General features: G+C 72.0%; 25 protein-coding genes. 16 read left to right on the forward strand and 9 right to left on the reverse strand.

The window, feature by feature from the left end; all coding sequences use genetic code 11:
• Positions 1-13 precede the first annotated feature (13 nt).
• Positions 14-559: a GNAT family N-acetyltransferase gene (locus EEW87_RS12395; RefSeq protein ID WP_163562449.1), complete on the forward strand. Its 546-nt coding sequence runs from the start codon at positions 14-16 to the stop codon at positions 557-559.
• 116 nt (positions 560-675) lie between these two features.
• Here EEW87_RS12395 and EEW87_RS12400 read toward each other — a convergent pair whose 3' ends face one another.
• The 3 genes from EEW87_RS12400 to EEW87_RS12410 all read right to left on the reverse strand — a co-directional run bounded on the left by EEW87_RS12400 (position 676) and on the right by EEW87_RS12410 (position 3,475).
• Positions 676-1,761 (reverse strand): winged helix DNA-binding domain-containing protein, encoded by a 1,086-nt coding sequence (locus EEW87_RS12400; protein WP_123093147.1) that lies wholly within the window; start codon positions 1,759-1,761, stop codon positions 676-678.
• 191 nt (positions 1,762-1,952) lie between these two features.
• Complete coding sequence (locus EEW87_RS17275; RefSeq protein WP_404812389.1) at positions 1,953-2,168, reverse strand: HNH endonuclease signature motif containing protein; 216 nt, start codon at positions 2,166-2,168, stop codon at positions 1,953-1,955.
• Positions 2,069-3,475 (reverse strand): DUF222 domain-containing protein, encoded by a 1,407-nt coding sequence (locus tag EEW87_RS12410; protein WP_163562451.1) that lies wholly within the window; start codon positions 3,473-3,475, stop codon positions 2,069-2,071. Before EEW87_RS12410 ends, EEW87_RS17275 begins: the two co-directional genes overlap by 100 nt.
• Before the next feature lie 192 nt (positions 3,476-3,667).
• Here EEW87_RS12410 and EEW87_RS12415 point away from each other — a divergent pair, with 192 nt between their 5' ends.
• Entirely contained in the window at positions 3,668-4,879 is a 1,212-nt protein-coding gene (locus EEW87_RS12415; RefSeq protein WP_123093145.1) for an ATP-binding protein, read from the forward strand.
• Here the strand turns inward: EEW87_RS12415 and EEW87_RS12420 are convergent.
• Positions 4,836-5,795, reverse strand: a complete 960-nt coding sequence (locus EEW87_RS12420) for an EamA family transporter (protein WP_123093144.1) — start codon at positions 5,793-5,795, stop codon at positions 4,836-4,838. The two genes, EEW87_RS12415 and EEW87_RS12420, sit on opposite strands and share 44 nt — an antisense overlap.
• Positions 5,796-5,864: 69 nt before the next feature.
• Here EEW87_RS12420 and EEW87_RS12425 point away from each other — a divergent pair, with 69 nt between their 5' ends.
• The 13 genes from EEW87_RS12425 (at position 5,865) to EEW87_RS12485 (ending at position 16,701) form a co-directional block, all read left to right on the forward strand.
• The gene (locus EEW87_RS12425) at positions 5,865-6,725 is read left to right on the forward strand and encodes a LysR family transcriptional regulator (protein ID WP_123093143.1); all 861 of its coding nucleotides are present in this window, start codon (positions 5,865-5,867) and stop codon (positions 6,723-6,725) included.
• Between the two features lie 226 nt (positions 6,726-6,951).
• A complete protein-coding gene (locus tag EEW87_RS12430; protein ID WP_201464620.1) occupies positions 6,952-8,271 on the forward strand; it encodes an MFS transporter in 1,320 nt (439 codons plus the stop codon).
• Complete coding sequence (locus EEW87_RS12435) at positions 8,268-9,062, forward strand: SDR family NAD(P)-dependent oxidoreductase (protein ID WP_123093141.1); 795 nt, start codon at positions 8,268-8,270, stop codon at positions 9,060-9,062. Before EEW87_RS12430 ends, EEW87_RS12435 begins: the two co-directional genes overlap by 4 nt.
• The gene (locus tag EEW87_RS12440; RefSeq protein WP_123093140.1) at positions 9,059-9,496 is read left to right on the forward strand and encodes a nuclear transport factor 2 family protein; all 438 of its coding nucleotides are present in this window, start codon (positions 9,059-9,061) and stop codon (positions 9,494-9,496) included. The genes EEW87_RS12435 and EEW87_RS12440 overlap by 4 nt, the downstream gene beginning before the upstream one ends.
• Positions 9,489-10,319, forward strand: coding sequence for an SDR family NAD(P)-dependent oxidoreductase (locus EEW87_RS12445; protein ID WP_123093139.1), 831 nt, complete (start codon positions 9,489-9,491; stop codon positions 10,317-10,319). The genes EEW87_RS12440 and EEW87_RS12445 overlap by 8 nt, the downstream gene beginning before the upstream one ends.
• Complete coding sequence (locus EEW87_RS12450; RefSeq protein WP_123093138.1) at positions 10,312-11,769, forward strand: FAD-dependent oxidoreductase; 1,458 nt, start codon at positions 10,312-10,314, stop codon at positions 11,767-11,769. Before EEW87_RS12445 ends, EEW87_RS12450 begins: the two co-directional genes overlap by 8 nt.
• Positions 11,766-12,251 carry a nuclear transport factor 2 family protein gene (locus EEW87_RS12455; protein WP_123093137.1) on the forward strand — a complete coding sequence of 162 codons (486 nt, stop codon included), beginning with the start codon at positions 11,766-11,768 and terminating at the stop codon, positions 12,249-12,251. Before EEW87_RS12450 ends, EEW87_RS12455 begins: the two co-directional genes overlap by 4 nt.
• Before the next feature lie 49 nt (positions 12,252-12,300).
• Positions 12,301-12,849, forward strand: a complete 549-nt coding sequence (locus tag EEW87_RS12460) for a hypothetical protein (protein WP_123093136.1) — start codon at positions 12,301-12,303, stop codon at positions 12,847-12,849.
• A 28-nt stretch (positions 12,850-12,877) separates the two neighbouring features.
• Entirely contained in the window at positions 12,878-13,291 is a 414-nt protein-coding gene (locus EEW87_RS12465) for a GNAT family N-acetyltransferase (protein WP_123093135.1), read from the forward strand.
• A 55-nt stretch (positions 13,292-13,346) separates the two neighbouring features.
• Positions 13,347-13,829, forward strand: a complete 483-nt coding sequence (locus EEW87_RS12470) for a hypothetical protein (protein ID WP_148041611.1) — start codon at positions 13,347-13,349, stop codon at positions 13,827-13,829.
• 756 nt (positions 13,830-14,585) lie between these two features.
• Entirely contained in the window at positions 14,586-15,821 is a 1,236-nt protein-coding gene (locus tag EEW87_RS12475; RefSeq protein WP_163562452.1) for a hypothetical protein, read from the forward strand.
• Positions 15,822-16,140: 319 nt separating this feature from the next.
• On the forward strand, positions 16,141-16,377 hold the full coding sequence (locus EEW87_RS12480; protein ID WP_123092736.1) for a hypothetical protein: 237 nt from the start codon (positions 16,141-16,143) through the stop codon (positions 16,375-16,377).
• A gap of 30 nt (positions 16,378-16,407) precedes the next feature.
• Positions 16,408-16,701 (forward strand): hypothetical protein, encoded by a 294-nt coding sequence (locus EEW87_RS12485; RefSeq protein WP_123092735.1) that lies wholly within the window; start codon positions 16,408-16,410, stop codon positions 16,699-16,701.
• 51 nt (positions 16,702-16,752) lie between these two features.
• On the opposite strand, the gene EEW87_RS12490 is transcribed toward EEW87_RS12485, so the two are convergent.
• Positions 16,753-17,457, reverse strand: a complete 705-nt coding sequence (locus EEW87_RS12490; RefSeq protein ID WP_163562453.1) for an IclR family transcriptional regulator — start codon at positions 17,455-17,457, stop codon at positions 16,753-16,755.
• 112 nt (positions 17,458-17,569) lie between these two features.
• Here EEW87_RS12490 and EEW87_RS12495 point away from each other — a divergent pair, with 112 nt between their 5' ends.
• A complete protein-coding gene (locus EEW87_RS12495) occupies positions 17,570-18,436 on the forward strand; it encodes an endo alpha-1,4 polygalactosaminidase (protein WP_123092733.1) in 867 nt (288 codons plus the stop codon).
• A gap of 16 nt (positions 18,437-18,452) precedes the next feature.
• Here EEW87_RS12495 and EEW87_RS12500 read toward each other — a convergent pair whose 3' ends face one another.
• From EEW87_RS12500 to EEW87_RS12515, 4 genes are all read right to left on the reverse strand, one after another.
• Positions 18,453-18,794, reverse strand: a complete 342-nt coding sequence (locus EEW87_RS12500) for a YciI family protein (protein WP_123092732.1) — start codon at positions 18,792-18,794, stop codon at positions 18,453-18,455.
• A gap of 180 nt (positions 18,795-18,974) precedes the next feature.
• Complete coding sequence (locus EEW87_RS12505) at positions 18,975-19,358, reverse strand: nuclear transport factor 2 family protein (protein ID WP_123092731.1); 384 nt, start codon at positions 19,356-19,358, stop codon at positions 18,975-18,977.
• A gap of 1 nt (position 19,359) precedes the next feature.
• On the reverse strand, positions 19,360-20,238 hold the full coding sequence (locus EEW87_RS12510; RefSeq protein ID WP_205473724.1) for an acyl-CoA thioesterase: 879 nt from the start codon (positions 20,236-20,238) through the stop codon (positions 19,360-19,362).
• The gene (locus tag EEW87_RS12515) at positions 20,235-21,068 is read right to left on the reverse strand and encodes a DUF1295 domain-containing protein (protein ID WP_123092730.1); all 834 of its coding nucleotides are present in this window, start codon (positions 21,066-21,068) and stop codon (positions 20,235-20,237) included. The genes EEW87_RS12510 and EEW87_RS12515 overlap by 4 nt, the downstream gene beginning before the upstream one ends.
• Positions 21,069-21,071 lie beyond the last annotated feature (3 nt).

Raw genomic sequence — 21,071 nt, forward strand, 5'->3', positions numbered from 1 at the left:
TGACGATGGGGCGGTGATCCCCCTCTCGGCCCAGCGCGTGCGGACGCGCCACTTCACGCCCGACGACGCCGACTTCGTCCTCGCCGTGCACCAGCACCCCGGGCTGCGCCGCTTCATCCCGCGCCAGGTCATCGAGGACGCCGACGCGGCCGAGGCCGTGCCCGCACGGATCGAGCGCTTCCGCAGGTACGACGCGGATCCCGTGCTCGGCGTGGTCCTCGTCGAGACGATGCCCGCCGACGACGCACCGGCCGTGCCGGTCGCCCTCATCATGCTGCAGCCCATCCCGGCCTCGACGGGCGTCGCCCTGCAGGACGTCGAGATCGGCTGGCGCGCCCATCCCGAGCACACCGGTCACGGCTACGTCGCCGAGGCCGCCCGTGCCGTGCTCGACCACGTCCTCGCCTCCGGGCTCCCGCGCGTCGTCGCCGTCACCGACCCCGCGAACTCCGCCTCCCAGGCCGTCTGCGAGCGCATCGGCATGACCCGCGTCGGCCTCAGCCGCGACTACTACGACGAGGAGACGATGCTCTTCGTCGCCGACCGCCCGGGTGGCTGACCACCCGAGTCGATGACGCCGTCTCCACTCGTATGTCCTGACCGCTAGACGGCGTCATAAGGGCTCATCGACCGTCTCAGGTAGCCCGGCCTCCGCGGGTCAGCGTCGGACCGGGCTCATCGCGGCAACCCCTGGGTGAGGCGGGGGAGCGCTCGCTCCACCGGCCCGGGTAGCCCGTCCTCGTCGAAGACGACGACGTCGACCGTCGTGGCCTTGCCCTTGGGCCGGGTCCACGTGCCGAGCGCGCGCCCGGCCTGGACGACGGTGGGGCGGAAGACGCCGTTCTTGCCCGGGACGACGTGCACGCGCTCCTGCTCGTCGGTCATCACCGGCGAGCGGTCGCCGTAGCCGAGCACGACCTCGTCGAAGCCGGGCAGCAGCAGGGGTGCTGCGGTCGCCCGCTTGCGCGAGCCGTACGTCTCGAGCACCTCGGGGTCGACCCAGTGCCTCACCCCGTCGACCTCGATCGACGTCAGCGTGGTCGGCGGGTCGGCGACGACGGGGGAGAGGTCGCGGCGCAGGAACTTGCTCCACCACATGAAGTCGGCCTCGGCCACCGGGCCGTGCCCGAGCACGTACCGCGTGAACCACCGGGTCACGGCCTCCTCGCGCGTCAACCGCTCCGTCGCCGGCAGCCAGTCCTCGCTGAGCACGAAGAGCTGCTCGACCGCTCGCCCCTCCGCGCGACGGGTCGGGCCCAGGCAGATGACCTGGCTCAGGGCGAGGTGCGCGATCTGGTGGTACCCCCGGCCGCTGTCGACCGGCACCCCGGCCCGGGTCCATGCCTCGAGCAGCTCGGACCGGCTGAGCCCCTCGGCCGGGATCGACTCGCGGGCCACCTGCTCGGAGCGCTGGATGACCTCGTCCGGCAGCCCCAGCTCGAGACGACGGCGCTGCGTCGAGCGCAGCGTCGGCTCGCCCATGACGTCGAGCATCCAGCCGAGGTCCTCGGCCGCCACGGCGAAGAGGGTGCCGCGCATCGGCCACGACCGCACGATCTCGCCCGCGTCGTACGTGTCGTAGACCTCCGCCAGCGACCGTCCGGTCGTCCGCAGCGCGATCGACATGGTCGACCCGGGGAAGTCCTGCGCCTGCGTGCACGCCAGGTGCCGCACCACCTCCGTCGGCGACCCCATCGGGTCGACGACCCGCTGCGAGAGCAGCCTCATCCGGGCGACGTCCTCCACCGTCCAGCGCGTCATGGCACGAACCTAGGCCTCGTCGGGCCCGCCGTCACGACCTCGGTCATGCGGACCCCTCCTGTCTCGTCGCACGTGCCGGTGGACGGCCCGTCGGGGCTCGCCGCTTCGCTCCGCACCTCAGGGGCCACGGCTGGTCGAGGCTCGTCGCCCCGCTTCCACACTTCCTAGCACCTCGGGACCACGGCACGCCTCTACGTCCGTCGTCTCGCGAGCTCGACGACGACACGGCTGCCCTCACGCAGCACCCGATGCTCGAAGCCCCGGTCGAGCATGCGGTGGTGCCTGCCGCACAGGGGGATGCCGTTCTTCAGGTCGGTGCTCCCGCCGAGCTTCCACGGGTGCGCGTGATGGATCTCGGTCCACGCGAAGGGGATGTCGCACCCTCGCGCCGCGCACGTGTCGTAGATGGTCGCGAGCGCCACGCGCTGCGTCGATGAGTAGAAGCGGGTCTGCCGGCCGAGGTCGATCGGGACGGAGTCTCCGTCGAGGACCGCGGGGACGATGCCGGCCTGGCACGCGACCCGGCGGACCTCGCCCGGGCGAGGGTGTCGCCGGTGTCGGTGGACCCGACGCGCAGTGTCTCCCCGACGAGGTCGCTGAGCCGGGTGGTGACGACGACGGTGGCCGCCGTCTTCTCGTGGAGGTGGTCGGTGGGCAGGTGCCCGAGGAGCACGGCGAGGTCCTGGCCCTGGCGCTGCTGGCGGGCGACCTGCCGGTCGCGCGGGCTGAGCCCGGGGTCGCACCACGCCGGGAGCGGCACGCCGGCCCCCGACGCGCTCGCCCCTGGGGCGCCGGCCCCTGACGGGCTCGCCCCTGACGCGCCCGCCCCTGAGAGGCCCGAGCCGGGCGACGTCTCGTCACCCGCCCCGGTGCTGCCGTCAGGACCTGCGGCGCCGCGTCGTCGCGGCGAGGACATCGCGTCGAGGATCTTCTTCAGCGTCTGCCCGGCGAGGGTGGGCACGGTGAACTGCCCGTGCATCGTCCCGTCGCCGTTGTCGCGGATCCAGAAGGAGGCGCGCTCCCACGCGAGGTCCTCGGCGCTGCGCACCTGGTGCTCCTCGTGGGCGTCGACGACCTCGACCGGCTGCCCGACCTGCTCGAGCACCCGCGCTGCGAGGCGGCGGAGGTCTCGCGGTCCGTGCCCCTGCGCGAGCGCGATGAGCTCGCGCTCGCACCCGAGGACCGTCTCCGGCGCCAGCCCGTCGGGCAGCGCGGACAGGCTGGTCTGGATGACCTCGACCTGCTCGCGCGACAGGTCTCCGGCGAGCTGGGCGCGCCCCGTGAGGCTCACCTCGGGCCCGCGCGGCTCAGCCCCGTCCACCCCTTCGCCCGCCACCCCTTCGCCCGCCGTGCCGACCCCTGGCGCCCCGACCCCCGGCGCCCCGACCCCCAGCTCCCCGGACCCCTTCGACACGCTCCCGCCCGACGTCACGGCGGCCAGACCGGCGCCCTCGGCCCGCTGGGCCTGCCGGTAGCCCGCCCGCGGGTCGCTACTCGTCACCTGGGCCAGCCACTGCCCCGTCGACCGCGCCCCGGTCCGCCCGGCGACGTCGATCGACGCGGCGACGGCCGCGCCCTTGTCGGTGAGCGCCTGCATCCGGTTGAGCAGACGGGTCAGCTCACGCATCACCTCGCCCATCTCTCGGGCGGTGACCCCCGGCGCCCGCCCGAGCGCGTCGAGGTCGGCCTCGAGCCGGTCGAGGCCGGCGTGCACCTCACCGCACACCCCACCCGGACGCGGACCGTCCGGAGAGGGGTGAAGGGCTGGTGCAAGAGCCATAGGTAGAACATACGTTCGACCACTGACAACGTTGCCGCCCTGACGAGAGCCGGCCGTCACCCCTTCGCTGCGACTCGCTACCGAGATATCGGGACACAGCTAGACATCGGGATACCGTCCGATCTCATGGACCCGATCACCAACCCGTACGCGCCCGGCGCCGGCCAGCGACCGCCCGAGCTGGCGGGTCGCGAGGAGCAGCTGCAGACCTTCGACGTCGTCCTCGCGCGGGTCGCCGCCGGCCGTCCCGACCGCAGCCTCGTCCTCACCGGGCTGCGCGGCGTGGGCAAGACGGTGCTCCTCAACCAGCTCCGCAGCGCTGCCGTCCGTGCGCGGTGGGGGACCGGCAAGATCGAGGCCCGCCCGGACCAGCGGCTGCGCCGCCCCCTCGCCAGCGCCCTGCACCAGGCAGTCCGCGAGCTCGGCCACAGCCAGGCCGAGGAGGTCGAGCACGTCCTCGGCGTCATCAAGTCCTTCGGGCAGCGCGACTCCGCGCCGGGCACGAAGCTGCGCGAGATGTGGACCGGCGGCATCGACGCGCCCGCTATCAAGGGTCGCGCCGACTCCGGCGACATCGAGATCGACCTCGTCGAGCTGCTCACCGACGTCGGCGGGCTCGCGGCGGACCTCGGCCGCGGCGTCGCCGTCTTCATCGACGAGATGCAGGACCTCGGGCCCGACGACATCTCCGCGCTGTGCGCCGCCTGCCACGAGATCAGCCAGTCCGGTCTGCCCGTCATCGTCGTCGGCGCCGGGCTGCCGCACCTGCCGGCCGTGCTCTCGGCGAGCAAGTCCTACTCGGAGCGGCTCTTCCGCTACGTGCGCATCGACCGGCTGCCGCGCGAGGCCGCCGACCGGGCGCTCACCTCGCCCGCCGAGCTCGAGGGCGCAGCCTTCGAGCAGGAGGCCCTCGACCGTCTCTACGCGGCGACGGGTGGCTACCCCTACTTCATCCAGGCGTACGGGAAGTCCGTGTGGGACAAGGCCCCCCGCTCGCCGATCACCCCCGACGACGTCACCGTCGCGGCTCCCGACGCGGAGAGCGAGCTCGCCGTCGGCTTCTTCGGCTCGCGCTTCGAGCGCGCGACACCGGGGGAGCGCGAGTACCTGCGCGCGATGGCCGACCTGGCCGCCGACACCGCGGCGAAGGGGGAGGAGCTCGACGACATCGAGTCCGTCGCCACCGCGGAGGTCGCCTCGCACCTCGGCAAGAAGCCGCAGTCGCTCTCGCCGGCCCGCGACGCCCTGCTGAAGAAGGGCCTCATCTACTCGGGGGAGCGCGGCCGCATCGCCTTCACCGTGCCGCACTTCGGCCGGTACCTGCGCGAGCAGACCTGAGCGAAGGGGGACCGCCCAGTCCTCGCATCGTCACGAGCAGGTTGCCGGTCACGACGAGAGCGATCCCCACCCAGGCCTGCAGCCCGAGGCGCTCGTCGAGCAGCACCAGGCCCGCCAGTGCTGCGACGACCGGGTTGGCGCTCGTGAGGGCGGCGAAGCTGCCCGCGCTCACCCGGCGCAGGGCGAGCAGGTCGACGACGTAGGGCACGAGCGAGGCGAGCATCCCGCACGCCGCGGCCAGGAGGATCGCCTGCGTCGTCGGCGGGTGCACGACGAACCACACGAGCCCGACGGGCAGCCACAGCCCGGCCGACATCAGGCTGGCCAGCGCGGTCCCGGTCAGGCCGGGCATCGCTCGTCCCACGGCGCGGTTGAGCACGATGTAGGCCGCCCACGCGGCCGCCGCGGTGAGGGCCATCGCGATGCCGATCAGGTCCGACGTCGGACCTGGGTCGGTGAGGACGACGACCCCGACGCCCGCGAGGGCAGCGGCGAGCAGACCCCCGGAGCGGCGCGAGTCGACGACCGCGACGGCGAGGGGGCCGACGAACTCCAGCGTCACGGCCAGCCCGAGTCCGATCCGCTCGATCGCGCCGTACAGCCCGAGGTTCATCACGCCGAAGACCACGGCGAGACCGAGGACGGGCAGCCACTGGTCGCGCCGCAGGCCCCGCAGCGAGGGGCGGACCGCCGGCACGAGCACCGCCGCGACGACGAGCTGACGGACGGCGACGACCCCGACCGGACCGATCGCCGGGAAGGCGGTCGCCCCGACCGCTGCCCCCGTCTGGTTCGAGACCGCGCCGAGGAGCGCCAGCGCGACGCCCCCGGCGTGCTGCCGCTGGGCGGTGTCGGGGGTCGACGGTGCCGATGTCACCGTCGACGGCCCGCACCCCACTACTGTCCTCGTCGTCATGCACTCGACGCTAGGACCGCTCGTCCCATGACACCAGTGCATGTTGTGGCGCTGCCATACGCTGAGGTCATGGCATGGGACCTGCGCGCGCTGGAGTTCTTCGTGACCGCGGCTGACGCGGGCTCCTTCACCGAGGCGGCCGCCCGGCTCTACGTCTCGCAGGCCGCCGTCTCGCGCACGATCGCCGCGCTCGAGCACGACGTGGGCGACCGCCTCCTGCGCCGCGTCCCCCGCGGCTGCGAGCTGACGAGCGTCGGCCAGCAGGTCCTCCCGCAGGCCCGGCGGGTCCTGGCCGAGGCCGAGCGATTCACCGACTTCCTCGCGACCCGGCACGGCGTCCTGCGGCTCGGCTACGCGTGGGCCGCGCTCGGGGTCCACACGGCACCCCTGCAGCGGCAGTGGTCGACCGAGCGCACCGGGTCGACGCTGCAGCTCGTCCGCCACAACTCGCCCACCGGTGGTCTGGCCGAAGGTGTGTGCGACGTCGCGGTCGTCCGACGGGCGCCGGAGGACCCGCGGCTCGACTCGGTCGTCGTGGGGCTCGAGCGTCGTCTCGTCGCCTTCGCCTCCGACGACGACCGCTGGGCCCGGCGCCGCGTCATCACCATGGCCGAGATCGCGGAGCGCACCGTGCTCGTCGACCCCCGCTCGGGGACGACGAGCCGTGACCTGTGGCCCGAGGGAGGTGCCCCGCGCGACTACCTCGAGTCGACGGACGTCGACAGCTGGCTCGACGCGATCGCCGCGGGCCGGGGCGTCGGCACGACCGCCGAGGCGACCGCCCACCACCACTCGCGGCACGGCGTCACCTTCCGCCCCGTCAAGGACGGCCCGCGCGTCCCAGTGCGCCTGACGTGGTGGCGCGACAGCGTCCCCTCCGGCCTGGGCGACCTCGTCGACGCGGTGACCCGGCTCTACTCCGGCCGGTAGCGCACCGGGCCCTCGACGTCCGGTCCACCCCCCTCGCCCACGGTGCGGCGCACCCCCTGTGCCCCCCTTCGCTGACCGCGCAGCGCACCCCGCGGGCGCCCCCTTCGCCCTGCCCTCCCACCACCAGATCCGTCCCAGGGTCTTGCGCTCGAGACCCCCTCCTGGCATCGTCTCGTCATAGTTTGAACACTACGTTCACCATTTGAACATGTGCGAGAGGCCAACGATGTCCACTTCCACCGCCGCGAGCGACCAGACCGAGCTCGCGCGTCCCCCTCAGTCCACCGTCAAGGTCATCCGGGCCGCCGTGCTCGGCACCGTCGTCGAGTACTACGACTTCGGCATCTACGGCTACATGGCCGCGATCCTGGCGACCCACTTCTTCGTCGCGACCGACGACACGACCGCGCTGCTCAACACCTTCGCCGCGTTCGCCGTCGCCTTCTTCCTGCGCATCCCCGGCGGGATCTTCTTCGGCCACATCGGCGACAAGTACGGCCGCAAGAAGTCGCTCACCTACACGATCCTGCTCATGGCGGTCGCGACCGCCGGCATCGGCATGCTGCCCACCTACGCCACCCTCGGCGTGTGGGCGACCGCGGTCCTCGTCCTGTGCCGCTGCCTCCAGGGCTTCGCCGCCGGCGGCGAGCTGAGCGGGGCCAACGCCTTCGTCTCCGAGCACGCGCCGCCGCAGCACCGCGCCTTCCAGACGTCCTTCGTCAACACCGGCACCTACCTCGGCTCGCTCTTCGCCTCGCTCGTCGCCCTCAGCCTCACGGCGACCTTCAGCATGGAGACGATCGACGCGTGGGCGTGGCGCGTGCCCTTCCTCATCAGCCTCGTGATCGGCCTGGTCGGTCTCTACATCCGCAGCCAGCTGCACGAGACCGAGCAGTTCGAGGCGGTCCAGGAGTCCGACGAGATCGAGCAGGCGAAGTACCCCGTGACCGACGTCGTGCGGCACGCGTGGCGCCAGATCGTCCTCGTCGTCGGGCTCGGCGCGATGATCGTCGGCGGCTACTACATCTGCTCCGTCTACGCCGCGAGCTACCTGCAGACCGAGGGCGGCCACTCGCCGACCGTCGCGCTCACCTCGACGTGCATCGCGATGGTCGCGGCCGTCATCAGCCTGCCGATCGGCGGGCGGATGGGTGACCGCTTCGGCCGCAAGCCGGTCTTCTTCCTCTCCAGCGGTGTCGTCGCCCTGCTGACCATCCCCGCCTTCATCCTCATGCGAGACGGCGCGATGGTCCCGGCGATGGCGGCCCAGTCGGTCCTCGCCTTCTTCATCGGCCTCAACAACGGCGTCTCCTTCTCCACCTACGCCGAGCTCTTCCGCGCCCGCTACCGCTACACGGGCATCGCGCTGGCCAACAACTTCACCAACATGGTCATGGGCGGCACCGCCCCCTTCATCGCGACGCTGCTCATCAAGCTCACGGGCAACAACCTCGCCCCGGCCGGCTTCCTCCTCTTCACCGCGCTGCTCTCGCTCGTCGCGACCTTCTTCCTCACGGAGACGCGGGGCAAGGAGCTCGAGCTGTGACCCGGTCGCCCGACCTCGAGGGTCGCTCGGTCGTCGTCACGGGCGCCGCGGGCGGTCTCGGGCGCGCCGACTGCCTCGCGGTCGCGGCCCGCGGTGCCCACGTGTGGGTGGCCGACGTCGACGAGGACGGCGCCCACCGGGTGGCCGACGAGGTCGCCGCGGCGGGCGGGGAGGCGACGGCGGTCGTCCACGACGTCGCCGACCCGACGTCGTGGGCAGCCCTGGCGAAGGGGGTCGAGCAGGCCGGTCCGTTGCACGGCCTGGTCAACAACGCCGGCGTCAGCCTGCGCCTGGGCATCCTCGACACGACCGTCGAGCAGTGGGAGCAGGTGATGGCGGTCAACCTCTCGAGCGTCTTCTACGGCATGAAGACCCTCGCGCCCGCCCTCGCCAGGGCGAAGGGGGCCTCCGTCGTCAACATCAGCTCGATCGCCGGCATGGTCGGGTACTTCTCCGCGACGTACGGCACGAGCAAGTGGGGCGTGCGCGGCCTGTCGAAGGTCGGCGCCCTCGAGCTCGCCCCGCACGGCATCCGGGTCAACTCCCTGCACCCCGGGCTCACGGGCACGCCGCTGCTCCACCAGGCGGCCGACACCTCCTTCGTCGACGCGAGCCTGGCGTCCGTGCCCGACGGGCGTCTCGCCGACCCCGACGAGATCGCCTCCGTCGTGTGCTTCCTGCTCTCTGACGCGTCGTCCTACGTCAACGGCGCCGAGATCGTCGCCGACGGCGGGCTCACCTCCGGCGGTCTTTACCACCGCATCCTCGCCGACCTCATGAGCACGCCATGACGCCCGAGACGCTCGCGCTCCTCGAGGTGCAGCACCTCTACGCCCGCCAGAGCCTGGCGATCGACGGCGGCGACGCCGCCGGCTGGGCCGCGACCTTCACCGACGACGGGGTCTTCGAGTCGCCGACCTACGAGCAGCCCGTGACCGGGGCTGCCGCGCTCGAGGACTTCGCGCGGCGGCTGCACGAGTCGGCCCCGCACCTGCACCACGTCGTGACGAACGTCTGCGTCGACGAGGTCGGCCACGACCACCTCGACGTGCGGGCCACCCTCCTCATCGTCACGACGCAGGACCTCGCGACCGGTGCCGCGCGCATCGAGCGCATCACGACCATCCACGACCGTCTCCGCCGTCACCCGTCGCTGCGCCTCGAGTGCCGCCGGGTGGTCCGCGACGGCGACGGCCCCACGAAGCAAGGAGCAGCACATGACTGACGCCACCACCTCCAACCCCGGCCGCGTCGACACCTCGCCCCTGCCCGCGCTCTACCCCGAGCTCGCCGGCCGGACCGTCGTCGTCACCGGGGCCGGCCGGGGGATGGGCGCGCTCTTCGTCGAGGAGCTCGCCCGTCAGGGCGTGAACGCCGTCGGCGGCGACCTCGACGGCGACGCGATGGCCGCGGTCGCCGAGCAGATCACCGCCCGTCTGGCCGACGTCGAGGGCGCGGGCCGCGTCATCGGTGTCGGCGCCGACGTCACCGACCCGGCCGCCCACGACGCCCTCGCAGCCACGGCCCTCGAGGCCTTCGGCCGGCTCGACATGTGGGTCAACAACGCCGGCGTCTTCCCCCAGGCGGACTTCACCGACATCTCCCCGCAGCAGCTCGCGACGACCTACTCCGTCAACGTCAACGGCGTCGTCTACGGCGGGCAGACCGCCGCCCGCCACTTCCGTACCGTCGGCGGCGGGGTCATCGTCAACATGGCCTCGGTCGCGGCCGTCCGGGCGCGCGTCACCCGGGCCGCGTACAACTCCTCCAAGGCCGCGGTGAAGCACCTCACGACGTGCATGGCCGTCGAGCTCGGGCCGGACGACATCCGGGTGAACTCCATCGCCCCGGGCTTCATCGACACCGAGATGACCCGCTGGGTCCAGGAGGACGCCGCCGCCCTCGACCGGGCGCTGAGCACGGTCCCCCTTCGCCGCCTCGGTGCGCCGGTGGAGGTCTTCGGCGCCCTGGCCTTCCTCCTCTCCGACAGCGCGCGGTACGTGACCGGCGCGAGCATCCCGGTCGACGGGGGGTCCCAGCATGTCTGAGACCTACGACTACGACCTCGTCGTCGTCGGCGCCGGCGGGGCGGGGCTCGCGGCGGCCATCTCTGCCGGCCAGGAGGGTGCCCGCGTGCTCCTCGTCGAGTCCGAGGACGAGGTGGGCGGCTCCACCCAGCTCTCCGCCGGTCTGCTCACCGCCGCCGGAACCCACGTGCAGGCCGCGGTCGGCGTCGAGGACTCCCCGGCCCGCATGTTCCAGCACTACATGGACCTCAACCAGTGGCGCGTGCTGCCCGGGCCGGTTCGGATGTTCTGCGAGGAGTCGAGCTCGATCATCGAGTGGGTCACCGACCTCGGCGTCGAGATCCCCGCGCAGATCTCGCACAACGCGCACATGCCCGGTCTCTCCCGTGCCGGCGTCGAGGACGTGTGGCGCGGCCACGTGCCCAAGGACCAGGGCTACGGGCTCGTCCAGGCGCTCGACCGCGCGCGGGCGCGGCTCGGCGTCGACCTCGCGCTCGGCAGCCGGGTCGAGGACGTCGTCGTCGAGGACGGCGAGATCGCAGGGGTCGTCATCGAGGGCACCCGGATCAGCGCGCCGTCGGTCGTCATCGCCTCCGGTGGCCTCGCCGCGAACCCCGAGCTCGTCGCGAGGTACTTCCCCGAGACCGAGGTCGCCGGGGATGCGCTCTTCGTCGTCGCCGCACCGGGCTCGCGCGGTGACCACATCGGCATCGCGGAGCGTCATGGGCTCTCCCTCTTCGGGCAGGGCTGGGGGCTGCTCCTCGTCACGGCGGAGCACCAGCAGCAGCACCACTGGCAGAGCGGCTTCCCGCCGCCGTCGCGGATCCACGTGAGCACCGACGGGCGTCGCTGCATGGACGAGGACGCCCCGTACGCGGTGAGCCCGGGGATCCTCAAGGACCACGGCGGCTGGGTCTGGGCGGTCTTCGACGAGCGCGCCCGTCTCGCGCTGCCCGAGGGGTACGCGGACTGGACGGCCGACCGGGTCGCCGACGAGGTGGCGAAGGGGGTGATCCGCCGCGCCGAGTCCCTCGAGGACCTCGCGGGCGCCATCGGCGTGCCGGCCGGCACCCTCTGCGCGAGCGTCGAGCGCTTCAACGAGCTCTTCGCGACCGGGGTGGACGAGGACTTCCTGCGTCACGAGACGCTCGCGGCGAAGGGGGTCGACGCCCACCTCGACCCCATCGCGTCCGGTCCGTACTACGCGGTGCGGATGCTCCCCGCCGAGCTCGTGTGCACCCACACCGGGCTGCAGGTGGACTCGCGCACCAGGGTCGTCGACACCGACGGCCGGGCGGTCCCCGGCCTGTACGCCGCCGGTGAGGCTGCCGGCGGCGTCCTCGGCGAGCGTTACGTCGGTGGGGGCAACTCCATCGCGCACGCGCTCGTCCTCGGCCGGGTCGCCGGCCGCGAGGCCGCCCACCGGGCTGCCGCCCTCACCCCCACCCCGACGGAGGCCACGCACGCATGAGCAGGGCAGACGACAGGTTCGAGATCCAGGACGTGCTGAGCCGGTACGCGCGGGCGGTCGACCGGCTCGACTACGACGCGATCGCGCAGTGCTACTTCGAGGACGCCGTCGACGTGCACGGGGCGTACACCGGTGACGCAGCCGGGCTCGTCGAGGACATCCGCCGTCGCCATCAGACCATCGACTCCTCGCAGCACTTCGTGACGAACGTGCTCGTGGACTTCGAGGGCACGGACGCGGCGCGTGTCGAGTCGTACTGCCTGTGCTTCTTGCGCCAGCGGGCGGCCGACGACGCGAGCGAGCAGGACTGCGCGATCATCCGGTGCCGCTACGTCGATCGCTTCGAGCGGCGTGAGGGCCGCTGGGGCATCGCCGGCCGGGTCGTCGTCTTCGACGAGTCGCGGACCGTCCCGGTCGTCGACCTGCTCGACCCGTCGTGGGTCTCCTCGAGGCGAGACGAGAGCGACCCCGTCTACGCGTGAGGGGTCGCCCCTGGTGCGGGCTCGGCACGTCGCTGCGACCATCTGACGCATGGTGCTCCCCGTGCGGATCCCGGACTGGATCATCGAGGGCGACGGCTGGCACGTGGCCAGGGGTGCGGTGCTGCAGATGTGGCTGACCTTCAGCGAGGAGAGCAGGTACCACCTGCCCCCGCCGGGGGTCGTCGGGCTGCGGGCGACAGCCACCCCGCTGAGCCCGTGGCCCGGCGCCGAGCTCGGTCGTCACCCGACCCGGCTCGACGCCGACGGGGCGTGCATCTACTGGGACGCCCCGAGCCCGGTCGCCGGGGTCGTCAGCGTGCGGGGCGGCCTCGAGGGCCACGCCATGGACGCGCCCGAGGGCTTCCCGATGGCCGCCGGTGTCGTACGGCGGGTCAGGGACCTCTGGGGCGGGTGGAGCGAGGGCGAGGTCGCGAGGGCCGTGGTCGTCGGTGAGGACGTCGACGTCTCGCGTCCGCCGCCGACGCACGTCGTGACGCCGGGCGTCATCCCTGGACGGGACGACCGGGGGTCGTGGTCGGGCGCACTCGTGGACCTGGAGGTCATGCGACGCCCTCCCGGACGACCGCACGCTGCGTAAGTGAGCCGGTCCGCCTACCCTTCGTGCCGTGACCGACGCCACCGACCAGCTCGTCCGTACGCCCCCGACGCTCGAGGACTACCTCCACCTGCGAGCCGCGTCGGGCCTCACCCCGAAGACGGCCGTGCAGGGGGAGGGCGCGCTGGCCGGCAGCTGGTGCTGGAGCGTGGTCCGGCACGAGGAGCGGGCCGTGGCCATGGGCCGTGTCATCGGCGACGGCGGCTGGTACTTCCACATCGCCGACATGGCGACCCTGCCCGAGCACCAGGGCCGCGGCCTGGGGCGACGGGTGCTGACGGACCTCCTCGCGCAGATCGAGGAGGTTGCGCCGGACGGTCCGTACGTGACCCTCATGGCCGACGCCCCGGGACGCCCTCTGTACGCGTCCACGGGGTTCGTCGAGACGGCCCCCACCTCTTTGGGCATGCGCCTCGAGCGCTGAGCGGGCTCGACGGGCTATGTCTTCGACGGCCTCGGTGATTGAGATGCTCGCCCCCGTGAAGATCACAGGTGCTGTCGTCGTCGGCGGTGTGCTCGCGCTGGCTGGGTGCTCCACCCCGGCGATCGAGGGCACCGGGCGTGACGTCTCGTTGTCGACGGTCGGCGACGACGCGAGCCTGGCCGTCTTCTGCGAGGACGCCTTCGGTGATGCTGCGGACATCGCGACCGAGGTCCTGCTGCTCGACGACGGCGACTACCGGTGGGCGCCCGATCTCGACACGGACGAGATGGTCCAGATCCGGGTGTTCTACGCCTACTGCAACATCACCAAGGACGGTGCCGCTTCTCCGGAGCTCGGTCTGAGCATCTCTCCCTTCGGCGCGGGCGTCCTGCCGGGACCTTCTGCCGAGACGGCCGCGACCGGGCTGAACCTCGGGTACATGAGCTACGAGATGGGCGGCGAGCTCGACCTCGACGAGCAGCAGGAACGCAACCTCCAGCAACTCCTCGACAACGTCGCTCCCCACGTCATGGACTGACCCGGACGGCTTCGCCTCCAAAGAGAGATTCCTCCCGGCCGGGACCACCGGCCTGCTCGAAAACCATGTTTTTCGAGCTGGCGGTTCAGGCCTTCTAACGACAACGCCCATGTCTGGCGGGCGGGGTGAGTTCGGGTGCAGGATGGTGCGGGTCGGTGGCTCGGCCGGGCTGCTGGACTGGAGTCGAGCGGGGGATCTGAAACAATGGCCGCACGCGCGCGCACTATGGCTTCAGCTGCCCTGCTGGGGCTGTTCTTGCCAGCTGCATGCTCGCCGGGCCGGGTTCCCCCAAGTGCGACAGCCCAGGCTTTCCGATCAGCGATCAGCGATCATGATGTGGCTGGCGTTGCCGCGGTCTTGCAGGGGACGACCGATCAAGCCGCCACGGTCATCGACGCCACGCGAGGGTTCACACCGATGGGTCCGCCGCTGATCGGGGGCCATGGTGACTCTTCTCTGATCACCTGCGTGTGGGTGCGTGGGGTCGCCGGGCGAAACGAGAGCTTTATATCGGGGCAGATGTTGTGGGAGCAAGAGGAGAGACGCTGGGTGGTCCTGCCTGGGTCCCTGCCGGGGCTGTCGAGGTCGAACAGCTCGGTGTGCTCGAGCCCGCCGGAGGAAGTCGTCGATCTGCACGCTTACCCAGGTGAGTAGCCGCCGCGGCGCGGCGGTGGTGACCGTGCCCTCTCGTCGCCCAGCGCGTGGGGCGCGTCGTCGGGTTCAACGCGAGTGGTTCTATCCAGAAGGAGTTGCACCGTGACGCGTTCGCCGCGCTGGCTCATCGCCGTAGTCGCGCTGATCGCTGCGCCGGCGTGCACCTCCAGCACCCCCGACCCGCCGGGGCGAGAAGTGGCTGCGTCAGAGCGCACGTCGACGGGCCTGTGGACGCCGACCTCCTCCACCGACGGTGACCTGACACGCCTGGGTCTCTACGGCGGCCCTGTCAAGGGAGGCGGTTCGGCGTCGATCGCCGCGATCTCGTCTTCCGGCAGGTTCGTCACCAGTATCCGGCCGGACACAGGAACGTCTGGTCCTCTCTTGACCGGCACGACGCAGATGGGGTGGTGGCTCCCCGGTGAAGAGCCCACCATGATGATCAATGCACCGAAGCCGCCCGGCCCGAGTCAGCTCGTCTCCGCCGATGCACACGACGACACCCTCATCTGGCGTGAGACTCGCTCGACGAACCTCGAGGCGGAGGACTGGCGCATCCTGGCTCATTCTCCAGTAGGCGGCCCTGCCGCGCAGGTGATCGCCAGCTACGACGACTACTACGGCGCCGACGTCGTGCCGATGTTCAACGACGACTGGCATCCCCTAGCCCTGGTCGAGGACCGCGCGTACTGGTCCATCCGGGACTGGCCGACCGACGCCCCGAACGCACCGGAGCAGCGAGGTGGGCTGTACCCCGACCGTCCCACCTACCGAATTCTCACAGCCCCCGTGGACGGGTCCAAGAAGACAAGCCAGGTCGCTCTGGGGGCCTACGGTCCCGCAAGAGCAGGTGACCGGCTGATCTACATCGCCGATGACCGCCTCACCAGCGGGCGCACCTCTGGCACCCCGCGGATCGTCGAGTCCAACGGCTCGAGATCACGCACGCTCTACCGCTTCGACGCCCCGACCGCGAGCACGAGGATCACCATGACGTGCGGCACCAGCACCTACATCGCATGGGCGGCGACGAAGAACGGGAGGGATGAGATCAACGTCCTCCCGCGCGATGAGATGCACCCGCGACGGATCCCTCTTCGCAGCGCCGGCGGCTCGACCGAGATCAGCTGCGGTGATCGCTTCATCGCCTGGGGCCGAGGGTCTGGACGCGGAGATGCCACCTTGTACCTCTACGACATCGCCTCCCAGAAGAAGACGGAGCTCGGGGCCACCCGCGGCTACGGTCGAGTACGCGCGCAGGGCGACACACTGGCCTACCCGGAGAAGACGGATGGCTCTCGCCCCGCCCGGTGGGTGGTCGCCACGTGGCGCCCGTAGGGCTGCACTAGGCCCCGACTGGGCAGCAACCCCTTCGCTCCATTGGCCGCTGCCCACTGACGATCCTTTTCGAGCAGCCATCACCCACCCTCCTGGGCCGGCCTCGGGAGCGTTCGAAATCCCTGCTCACTGAGGGCCCTGCTCGAAAGTGCGACGCACGGTGACTTTCGGACGCGCCCGTCACCAGGATCCGGGGGGGGGGGGGAGCAATCACGGCATTCCCCAGCGACGAGCCGTCCGCCCTGGCAGAGTTCGCGACGAGCACAGCACCCGGCCCGCGAACCGCTCCGTCCAGGGCCCGAATCGGGAGGACCCCACGATGAGCCGCAACGGTCTGCGAGCGTCACCCTCCGCGCAGTACATGCACGGGGTGGTGAAGGTCCTCCGGCGTGACCCGAGGTTCTGGGAGGTCGTCGCCGACGACGAGCGCGACCACGTCACGCGCACGCTCAACCGGCTCGAGGGTGAGCTGCGCGGGTCCGGCCTCCTCGCGCTCACCACCCGTGAGCAGCGCGCCGCCTTCCGCAGCCTGCGCATCGGCCCGGGCGAGCGCTGACGGGGTCGGGTCGGACCGGGGTGAGGGCTGATGGACGACTTCCGCTGGACCGAGTCGCCGGACGGCCGCCTCGCCCTGGATGCACCGCGGTTCGTGGTCCGCGTGGCGGTCGAGCATCCGGAGACTCTCGACACCTGCGTCGACTACTACGACTGGGCGGGTGCGCCCGACGTCACGAGCGTCCTCAGCGCCGCGCGGGAGCGGTGGCCGAGTGCGGATCTGGCGGTCTTCGTCTCGGCTGACGACGAGGCCGAGCTGCTCCTGGTGCACGGCACGCAGGACGTCGGCAGGTACACCTCCCACACCATCGCCTTCGAGCGATGAGCCGTACCGCCTGACCCTCACCCGGGCGAGCCCGAGGGAGGGGCGAAGGGGTCAGCGACCCCCTTCGTGCGCGTAGAGCAGCGAGCTGAGCTCGCGGGCTGCCTCGACGACGAGCGGGGCGGCGCGACCGGCGGCGTTGCGGTCCACGAGCGAGATCCCGATGCAGGCCTCGGGCATGGGCGTCGGGGTCGACAGCGGCACGGAGACCCCGGCGACGCCCGGGATGATCTGCTCGAAGGACAGCGCGTACCCGAGCCGCCGCGCCTCGCGGACCTCCTCGGAGTCTTCGTCGCGCGGAGGGCGCGCGGCGAGGATCGCGACCCCTCCCGACCCCCGGTCGATGGGGTGGCGGTGGCCGGTGCGGAAGGCGAGGTGCACCGCGGCGTTGCGCGGCTCGACGACGCTGATCGCCTGCACCTCGACCTCGCTCGTCGGCACCATGATGTGCGCCGTGCCGCCCGTGGCATCGGCCAGCTGCGCCATGACCGGGTAGGCCAGGCGGTGCAGGTCGTTGTCGACGTGCGACGCGAGCTGCACGAGCCCGTACGACAGGTGGAAGCGCTTGTTCTCGTCGCGCCGCACGATGTCGTGCGCCCGGAAGGTCTCCATGAGCCGGTGCAGCGCCGTACGGTTCATGTCGAGGTCACGGCTCAGCGTGGCCAGGCTCGCCCCGCCCGGCTGCTCGGCGAGGTGCCACAGCACCCGCAGGCCACGGTCGATCGTCTGAGCACCGGTCGGCGCTGCCGGGTCGGCCATCTCGTCAGTCCTTCGTTCCAGGTGTGCGGAATGTGAACACGATAGTTCAGCGAAGGAAGGGCCGCCTGCCGCTGCAGCCAGGCCCTCCCAGGACCGTGGATAGCCTCGCCCCATGTCGTCCAGGTCAGACCGGCGTCGCCGGCGCCGCCACCACCTGGCCCTCGCCCTCACCGCCGCGATCGCGCTCGCCGGCTGTGCCGACGCCGTTCGCTCCACCCCTTCGCCCTCCGGTCGGTCGTCCGATTCGATGTCTGCGGTCGCGCTGCCGCCGGCCGGGGGTCGCCTCGACTACCAGCTCGGCGGGGCCTACCCGCCGGCGGGACCGGTCCAGACCGTCGTGCGCGACCGGGCCGCCCGACCCGATCCCGGCCGGTACTCGGTCTGCTACGTCAACGCCTTCCAGACCCAGCCGGGCGATCGCGAGCTGTGGCCGGACGACACGCTGCTGCGGCGCGACGGCCGGGTGGTCACCGACCCGGACTGGCCCGACGAGGTGCTGCTCGACACCTCGAGCGAGGCCCGGCGCGAGCGGATCGCTGCCGTGCTCGTCCCGTGGGTCGAGCGGTGCGCGGACGACGGGTACGACGCGGTCGAGCTCGACAACCTCGACAGCTACACCCGCTCGGGCGGGGCCCTGGAGCGGCAGGACAACGTCGCGCTCGCGAGGCGGCTCGTCGACGCAGCGCACGCGAAGGGGCTGGCGGCGGGCCAGAAGAACGCCGCCGAGGACTCCGAGGTGCTGCGCGAGGGCGCGGGCTTCGACTTCGCCGTCGTCGAGGAGTGCGCGGCCTACCGCGAGTGCCCGACGTACGAGCAGGTCTACGGCGACCGTGTGCTCGACATCGAGTACACCGACAACCTGCCCCGCACCTTCGCCGCCATGTGCGCGGACGAGGCCTCGCCGCGCTCCATGGTGCTGCGCGACCGCGACCTCGAGCCCGCCGGGTCACCCGGCCACGTCGCGCGGGTCTGCCCGTAGGTCGGTCGAAGGGGGATCAGCTCGCCGGGTCGTAGCCGAACTCTCGCAGCTCCTGGCTGCACCGGCACGAGGTCGCCACCTTTGCGGCCCACTCCTCGGCCTCGCGGCGGGACGCCACCTCGAGCACGAGATATCCCCCTTCGATCTGGCTGGTCTGCGGGTAGGTCCCCGGCGTGACCACCCCGCCCGCGTCGACGAGGACCGGGGCCACGCTCTCGTCGATGCCGCCGCCGAAGACGTACACGCCCGCCGCCTTGGCCTCCTCGATCACCGCGTGGGAGTCCTCCGACACCGCCCGCAGCTCCTCGGCGCTGACGCGCATCGCCGAGCTCGGGAAGGAGATGAGGTACTTCGTCATGGCCGGACCCCTTCGTCCGTGGTGGTTGCGATCTGCAATCACCACGGTAGCGAAGGGGGGCCCGCCCGGGAACAGGTCGACGGGGGTGACGGCGATACCTCCACCTGGCACGGGGTATGTCGCGTGCCAGGCGCAGACACCGCCGTCAGGCTGCGGACGAAGGGGAGGGGATGCACCCGCTCACGGGGCGAAGCGGGACGCCTCCGCGGAGTCGATGTACTCGTCCAGACGGGTGACCCGGCCGTCCTCGACGGCGATGACGACGCATGCGTGCAGGGCCACCTCCTCGCCGGTGGAGCGGCGGGTGCCGCGCAGCACGTGCTGCTGGACGGCGCCGCCGGGGAAGGTCGAGATGCGGCGCTCGGTGTAGCGGCGGTCGGCGACCCAGCGGTCCATCGCCGCGAGCAGGCGGGCGTTCTGCTCGACGCTCGACTCCTTGAGGTCGTGGTTGTGCCAGATGACGGCGTCGGGCGCGTAGATCTCGTAGATGTCCGCCGGGTCGCCGGCCTCGGCGGCGGCGACGATGCGGTCGAGCAGGCTCACGGCCACGTCGTGGTCGGTCATGTCAGATCTCCTGGTGGGGTCGGGCGGGGCGCACGAGCGCCTCCTGGGTGATGCGGCACGTCTGCGTGCCGTCGGGGGCGAAGACCGCGGCGTCGACGAGCGCCCGGGAGCCGCCGGCGGCGCTCGTCGAGTGCTCGAAGAGCAGCCAGTCGCCGGCGTCGGCGTCACGGTGGAACCACACGGCGTGGTCGAGCGAGACCGCCCACCACCGCCGCGCGAGGCTCGTCTCGTGCCCGGTCGTGTGCCCGTGCGGCGTCACGGCGGTGGACATGAGCATGAGGTCGCTCGCGTACGCGATGGCCGCGCGGTGCGAGAGCGGGTCGTCGGGCAAGTCCTGGGTGCAGCGCATCCACACGTTCTGCGGTGCCGACGCCCAGTGGTCGGCCGGGACGAGCGGTGGCTCGACCCGGATCTCGAAGGCGCTGAAGTCGTCCCAGAACTCTCCGAGACCTCCGTCCGGCTCGGCGAGGACGTGCAGGTCGACGGCCGCCTCGAGCCCCTCGGTGGCCGGGGCCGGTCGCGAGTGCGCGAGCCCGCCCATGAGCGAGGTCGACGAGACGGTGGAGCGGCACACGAGCCGCTCGCCCTGCCACGCGCTCACCTCACGGGTCGCCGTCTGCCGGCCGTCGCGAAGCACCTCGACCCGGTAGTCGACGGGCTCGTCGGGCAGCCCGCCGCGCAAGAAGCTCGTGTGGATCGAGTGCGGCAGCACGTGCTCGTCCACGGAGCGCCCCGCGGCGACGAGCGACTGGGCGACGAGCTGCCCGCCGAAGAGCTGGGGCAGCGGGACCCCGTCGGTCATCCCGCGCCACGTGCGGTCGTCGACCTGCTCGAGCGCGAGGAGGTCGGCCAGGGTCGGCAGCGCGGCCCTCGCCGTCACGCCGACGTCCGGGCCGCGCGCCGCTTCGGCGGCATCGGGAAGAAGCCGCTCGTGCGCGCGATGTAGTCCTCGTAGGCGGCCCCGCGCTTGCGCCGCATGCCCTTCTCGAGCAGCTTCTTGCCCGAGTAGGAGACGAGCAGCTTCGTCATGACGAAGGGGGCGATGACGGTGAGCAGACCCGCCCAGTGACCGAGGGCGAGGACCCACAGACCCACCCAGACGCACGAGTCGCCGAAGTAGTTCGGGTGGCGCGTCCAGGCCCACAGCCCGCGGTCCATGATCCGGCCCTCGTTCGCAGGGTCGGCCTTGAAGCGCGAGAGCTGCCAGTCGCCGACGGCCTCGAAGGTGAAGCCGACCACCCAGATCGCGATGCCGACGGCCCCCACGACCCCGAGCGGGGCGCTCTCGTACATGGCGAGCTGCACGGGCAGCGAGACGAGGACGATGAGCAGGCCCTGCAGCCCGTAGACCTGGCGGACGAGGAAGACGACGAGGCTGCCGCCCTCGCGCGACGCGAGCAGCCGGGTGTACCGGGGGTCCTGCCCGTGCCCGAGGTTGCGGCGCCCGATGTGGAGGCCGAGCCGCAGCCCCCACACCGCGGTGAGCAGCAGCACGACGAGGCGCCGGGTGTCGTCACCGCCGCTGCCGGCCGACAGCAGGTAGGAGACGACGGCGACGACGACGAAGCCCGGCCCCCAGAAGATGTCGATGATCGAGTGGTTCTTGATGGCGACGGCGGTCGCCATGATCACGCCGATGAAGACGGCGGTGGCCAGGACGCTGACGCCCAGGTTGAGGGCCACGTCGCCCCAGGGGAGTGCGGAGGTCATGGG

It is taken from the genome of Janibacter melonis, assembly GCF_003721155.3.
Lineage (GTDB): Bacteria > Actinomycetota > Actinomycetes > Actinomycetales > Dermatophilaceae > Marihabitans > Marihabitans melonis.

What these genes read in the sequence shown, in the direction of transcription:
- EEW87_RS12400 (WP_123093147.1), bottom strand. Translation starts at nt 1,761, where the DNA reads ATGACGCGCTGGACGGTGGAGGACGTCGCCCGGATGAGGCTGCTCTCG.
- EEW87_RS12415 (WP_123093145.1), top strand. Translation starts at nt 3,668, where the DNA reads ATGGACCCGATCACCAACCCGTACGCGCCCGGCGCCGGCCAGCGACCG.
- EEW87_RS12420 (WP_123093144.1), bottom strand. Translation starts at nt 5,795, where the DNA reads ATGACGACGAGGACAGTAGTGGGGTGCGGGCCGTCGACGGTGACATCG.
- EEW87_RS12425 (WP_123093143.1), top strand. Translation starts at nt 5,865, where the DNA reads ATGGCATGGGACCTGCGCGCGCTGGAGTTCTTCGTGACCGCGGCTGAC.
- EEW87_RS12430 (WP_201464620.1), top strand. Translation starts at nt 6,952, where the DNA reads ATGTCCACTTCCACCGCCGCGAGCGACCAGACCGAGCTCGCGCGTCCC.
- EEW87_RS12440 (WP_123093140.1), top strand. Translation starts at nt 9,059, where the DNA reads ATGACGCCCGAGACGCTCGCGCTCCTCGAGGTGCAGCACCTCTACGCC.
- EEW87_RS12445 (WP_123093139.1), top strand. Translation starts at nt 9,489, where the DNA reads ATGACTGACGCCACCACCTCCAACCCCGGCCGCGTCGACACCTCGCCC.
- EEW87_RS12450 (WP_123093138.1), top strand. Translation starts at nt 10,312, where the DNA reads ATGTCTGAGACCTACGACTACGACCTCGTCGTCGTCGGCGCCGGCGGG.
- EEW87_RS12455 (WP_123093137.1), top strand. Translation starts at nt 11,766, where the DNA reads ATGAGCAGGGCAGACGACAGGTTCGAGATCCAGGACGTGCTGAGCCGG.
- EEW87_RS12460 (WP_123093136.1), top strand. Translation starts at nt 12,301, where the DNA reads ATGGTGCTCCCCGTGCGGATCCCGGACTGGATCATCGAGGGCGACGGC.
- EEW87_RS12480 (WP_123092736.1), top strand. Translation starts at nt 16,141, where the DNA reads ATGAGCCGCAACGGTCTGCGAGCGTCACCCTCCGCGCAGTACATGCAC.
- EEW87_RS12485 (WP_123092735.1), top strand. Translation starts at nt 16,408, where the DNA reads ATGGACGACTTCCGCTGGACCGAGTCGCCGGACGGCCGCCTCGCCCTG.
- EEW87_RS12490 (WP_163562453.1), bottom strand. Translation starts at nt 17,457, where the DNA reads ATGGCCGACCCGGCAGCGCCGACCGGTGCTCAGACGATCGACCGTGGC.
- EEW87_RS12495 (WP_123092733.1), top strand. Translation starts at nt 17,570, where the DNA reads ATGTCGTCCAGGTCAGACCGGCGTCGCCGGCGCCGCCACCACCTGGCC.
- EEW87_RS12500 (WP_123092732.1), bottom strand. Translation starts at nt 18,794, where the DNA reads ATGACGAAGTACCTCATCTCCTTCCCGAGCTCGGCGATGCGCGTCAGC.
- EEW87_RS12505 (WP_123092731.1), bottom strand. Translation starts at nt 19,358, where the DNA reads ATGACCGACCACGACGTGGCCGTGAGCCTGCTCGACCGCATCGTCGCC.
- EEW87_RS12515 (WP_123092730.1), bottom strand. Translation starts at nt 21,068, where the DNA reads ATGACCTCCGCACTCCCCTGGGGCGACGTGGCCCTCAACCTGGGCGTC.